Below are 4,154 nucleotides of genomic sequence, written 5' to 3' on the forward strand. Positions count from 1 at the left end.
TTGCCGACACCGCCAACCGTGCCGGACACCACCTCGGGAACCTCACGCCCCTCGGCCAAAGCCTTCAGCCCGGAGGCCAGTTCGTCACCGTCGGAGCCGAGCACCACCGCGCGCTGCTCCAGCGCCGCACGCGATGTCGCCAGCGACCAGCCCACGTCGGCGATGTCCACGTCCGCCGGGACGGACTCCGCCAGCCGCCCGGCCTGCCCCGCAAGCCCCGCCGCCGAACGCCCCGACACCACCCACGGCACCACCGGCAGCACCCGGCCGTCCGCACCGGACTCGGCAGCCTCCTCCGCCGGAGCCTGCTCGATGATCACGTGCGCGTTGGTCCCGGAGAACCCGAACGACGACACCCCCGCACGCCGCGGGCGCCCGGCATCCGGCCACTCCGTGGCCTCGGTGACCAGCCGGACCGCGCCCGCGTCCCAGTCCACGTGTGAGGACGGCGCGTCCACGTGCAGCGTCGCCGGCACCACGCCGTGCTGCATCGCGGAAACCATCTTGATGACACCCGCCACACCGGCCGCCGCCTGCGCGTGGCCGATGTTGGACTTCACCGAGCCGAGCAGCAGCGGCCGGTCCTCCGACCGCCCCTGCCCGTACGTAGCGAGCAGCGCCTGTGCCTCGATCGGGTCACCCAGCCGCGTGCCCGTCCCGTGCCCCTCGACCACGTCGACACCGTCGGCACCGATTCCGGCACTGGCCAGCGCCGCCCGGATCACCCGCTGCTGCGACGGACCGTTCGGCGCCGTCAGACCGTTCGACGCACCGTCCTGGTTGACCGCTGTCCCCGCCACGACGCCGAGCACCCGGTGCCCGAGCCGGCGCGCGTCCGACAGCCGCTCCAGCACCAGGACGCCGACGCCCTCGCCCCAGCCGGTGCCGTCCGCCGACTCCGCGTACGCCTTGCAGCGGCCGTCGGCGGCGAGGCCGCCCTGCTTGGTGAAATCGATGAAGGTGCCGGGCGTCGACATCACGTTCACGCCACCGGCCAGCGCCAGCGAGCTCTCGCCCGAGCGCAGCGACTGGCAGGCCAGGTGCAGCGCCACCAGCGACGAGGAGCACGCGGTGTCGACCGTGACCGCCGGCCCCTCCAGGCCCAGCGCGTACGCCACCCGCCCGGACGCCACACCGCCGGATCCGCCGGTGCCGACGTAGCCCTCGACGTTCTCGGACACCGCGCCGAACGGCAGGTAGTCGTGGTAGATCAGCCCCGCGAACACCCCGGTCGCACTGCCCCGCAGCCCGGTCGGGTCTATCCCCGCGTCCTCCAGCGCCTCCCACGAGGTCTCCAGCAGCAACCGCTGCTGCGGGTCCATCGCGACCGCCTCACGCGGGCTGATCCCGAAGAAGCCGGCGTCGAACTCCCCAGCGTCGTACAGGAATCCGCCTTCGCCCGACAGGCTCTTGCCGACCGCCTCCGGGTCCGGGTCGTGGACGTCCGCCGGCCAGCCGCGGTCCGTCGGGAACGGCCCGACCGCGTCCGCACGCGACGCCACCAGCTCCCAGAACTCCTCCGGGGACGACACCCCGCCGGGGAAGCGGCACCCCATGCCGACGATGACCACGCGGTCCTCGTCGGCTGCGACGCCGCCCCCCGTCACCGGCAGCGCGGCCTGCGCCGGGCCCGCCTCGACCTCGCCGACCAGCTCGCCCAGCACGAAGCCGGCCAGCGCCGCCGGCGTCGGGTAGTCGAAGACGGCCGTCGCCGGCAGGCGCAGCCCCGTCACGGTGTTCAGCCGGTTGCGCAGCTCGACGGACGTCAGCGAGTCGAAGCCGGTGTCGCGGAACGCCCGGGCGGTCTCGATGCTCTCCGGTCCGGCCATGCCCAGGACCAGGGCGGCCTGCGCCGCGACCAGGTCGAGGACGGTTTCGGTCCGTTCGGCGGGGCCGAGCGCCAGGAGCCGGGCGCCCAGGGCGTTCCGGCCGTCGGCGGCCGGAGCCCCGGCGGTGCGACGGGCGGGCGAGCCCGCCTGCCCGGCCCGGACCAGGCCGGAGAGGAACGGCGGGACCTCGCCGGAGCGCCGCAGCGCGGCAAGGTCCAGCTCGGCCGTGACGACCAGCGGGTCGGCGGCCCGGGCGGCGGTGTCCAGCATGGTGAGGCCGTCGGCCGCGGGCAGCGGCTTCAGGCCCTGGCGGGCCATGCGCTGCCAGTCGGCGCGGTCGAGCTTCGCGGTCATGCCGTGTTCCCACGGCCCCCACACCAGGGACGCCGCGGGCAGCCCGGCCCGGCGGCGCGAGGCGGCCAGCGCGTCCAGGAAGGTGTTGCCGGCCGCGTAGTTGGCCTGTCCGGGGTTGCCCCAGACACCGGCGATCGAGGAGAACAGGACGAAGGTGTCCAGGTCGCGGTCGCGGGTGAGCTCGTGCAGGTGCCAGGCGGCGTCGGACTTCGGGCGCATGACCGTCTCCACGCGCTCCGGCGACAGAGCCGTCGCCAGCCCGTCGTCGACGATGCCGGCCGCGTGGACGACGCCGGTCAGCGGCACCCCGTCCAGGACGCGGGCCAGCTCGCCGCGGTCGGCCACGTCACAGGCCGCCACCGTGACCTCGACGCCCAGCCCCTCCAGCTCGGCGACGAGTTCCGGCATCCCGGCGGCCTCGATGCCGCGACGCGAGACCAGCACCAGCCGGCCGGCCTCGCCCGTCTCGGCGAGGTGCCGGGCGACCAGGCCGCCCAGCGCGCCGGAGGCGCCCGTCAGCAGCACGGTGCCCGCGCGTCCGGCCGGGGCGGGCAGGGTCAGGACGACCTTGCCGACGTGCCGCGCCTGGCTCAGGTACCGGAAGGCGTCCACCGCGCGGCGCACGTCCCAGCACGCCACCGGCAGCGGGCGCAGCGCACCCGCCGCGAACAGCCGGGTCAGCTCCCGCAGCATCCGGCCCAGCACGTCGGGGTCCAGCTCCAGCAGGTCGAACGCCCGGTAGGCGACCCCGTGGTCCCGCCGCACCTGCTCCGGCTCGCGGATGTCGGTCTTGCCCATCTCGACGAAGCGGCCGCCGGCCCGGGTCAGCCGGAGCGACGCGTCCACGAACTCCCCGGCCAGGGAGTCCAGCACCACGTCCATCCCGTGACCGCCGGACCCGGTGCGGAAGGCCTCCTCGAAGTCGGTGGTCCGGGAGGAGGCGATGTGCGACGCCTCGACGCCCAGTCCGCGCACCGCCGCCCACTTGGCCGGCGACGCGGTCGCGAACACCTCCGCGTCCAGGTGCCGGGCCAGCTGCACCGCCGCAATGCCCACGCCACCGGCGGCTGCGTGGACCAGCACCCGCTCGTCGCGCTGCAGCCCGGCGAGCTCGACCAGCGCGTACCACGCGGTCAGGTACACCAGCGGCGCACCGGCCGCCTCGGCCATCGTCCACCCGGACGGGACCGGGGCCAGCAGCCGCTGGTCCGTCACGGCCTCCGTCGTGAAGGCGCCCGTGAACAGGCCCATCACCGCATCGCCCGGCCGGAGCCCGGTCACGCCCGGACCGACCTCCAGCACGACACCGGCGCCCTCCAGGCCGAGCCGGCCCGCGTCACCGGGGTACATCCCCAGCACGTTCAGCACATCGCGGAAGTTCACGCCCGCCGCGCGCAGCGCGACCCGCACCTGGCCGGTGCCCAGCGGGCCCGCCTCGTCGGCGCCCAGCAGGGTGAGGTTCTCCAGCGTGCCGCGCTCGTGGAAGTCCAGGCTCCACACCCGCTCCGCCGGAACCGGCAGCCCCTCGGCGAGGCGCGCCAGGCGCGGCGCCCGCAGCCGGCCGGCCCGCACCGCGAACTGCGGCTCACCGGACGCGACGCCCGCCCGCAGGCACGACATCGCCTCGGCGGACGGGTCGGACAGGTCGGTCAGGCCGTCCAGGTCGGCCAGCGTGATCCGGTCCGGGTTCTCGGCCTGCGCCACCCGGACGAGGCCCCAGACGGGCGCGGCCGCGACCGTCACCGGCACCTCGGGACCGGCGTCCACGGCGCGCTCGGTCACCACCAGCAGCTGCGACGCGGACAGCGCGTCCGCGGACAGCCACTGCTGCACCAGGCCCAGCGTGTCCGTCGCGGTGGCGCGCGCCGCGTCCGGGACGTCCTCGCCGGCCGGCGAGGGAACGACCCGGGTCACCACGACCTCGGGGACGCTGCCACCCGCGTCGACGGCCGCCAGCAGCGCGGCCAGGTC

General features: G+C 75.7%; 1 protein-coding gene. It reads right to left on the reverse strand.

Features of this window, described 5'->3' with window-relative positions; genetic code table 11:
- A partial coding sequence (locus ABZ885_RS36570) for an SDR family NAD(P)-dependent oxidoreductase (RefSeq protein WP_360198774.1) occupies nucleotides 1-4,154 on the reverse strand: 4,154 nt, incomplete at both ends.

The organism is Kitasatospora sp. NPDC047058 (genome assembly GCF_040643935.1).
Lineage (GTDB): Bacteria > Actinomycetota > Actinomycetes > Streptomycetales > Streptomycetaceae > Kitasatospora.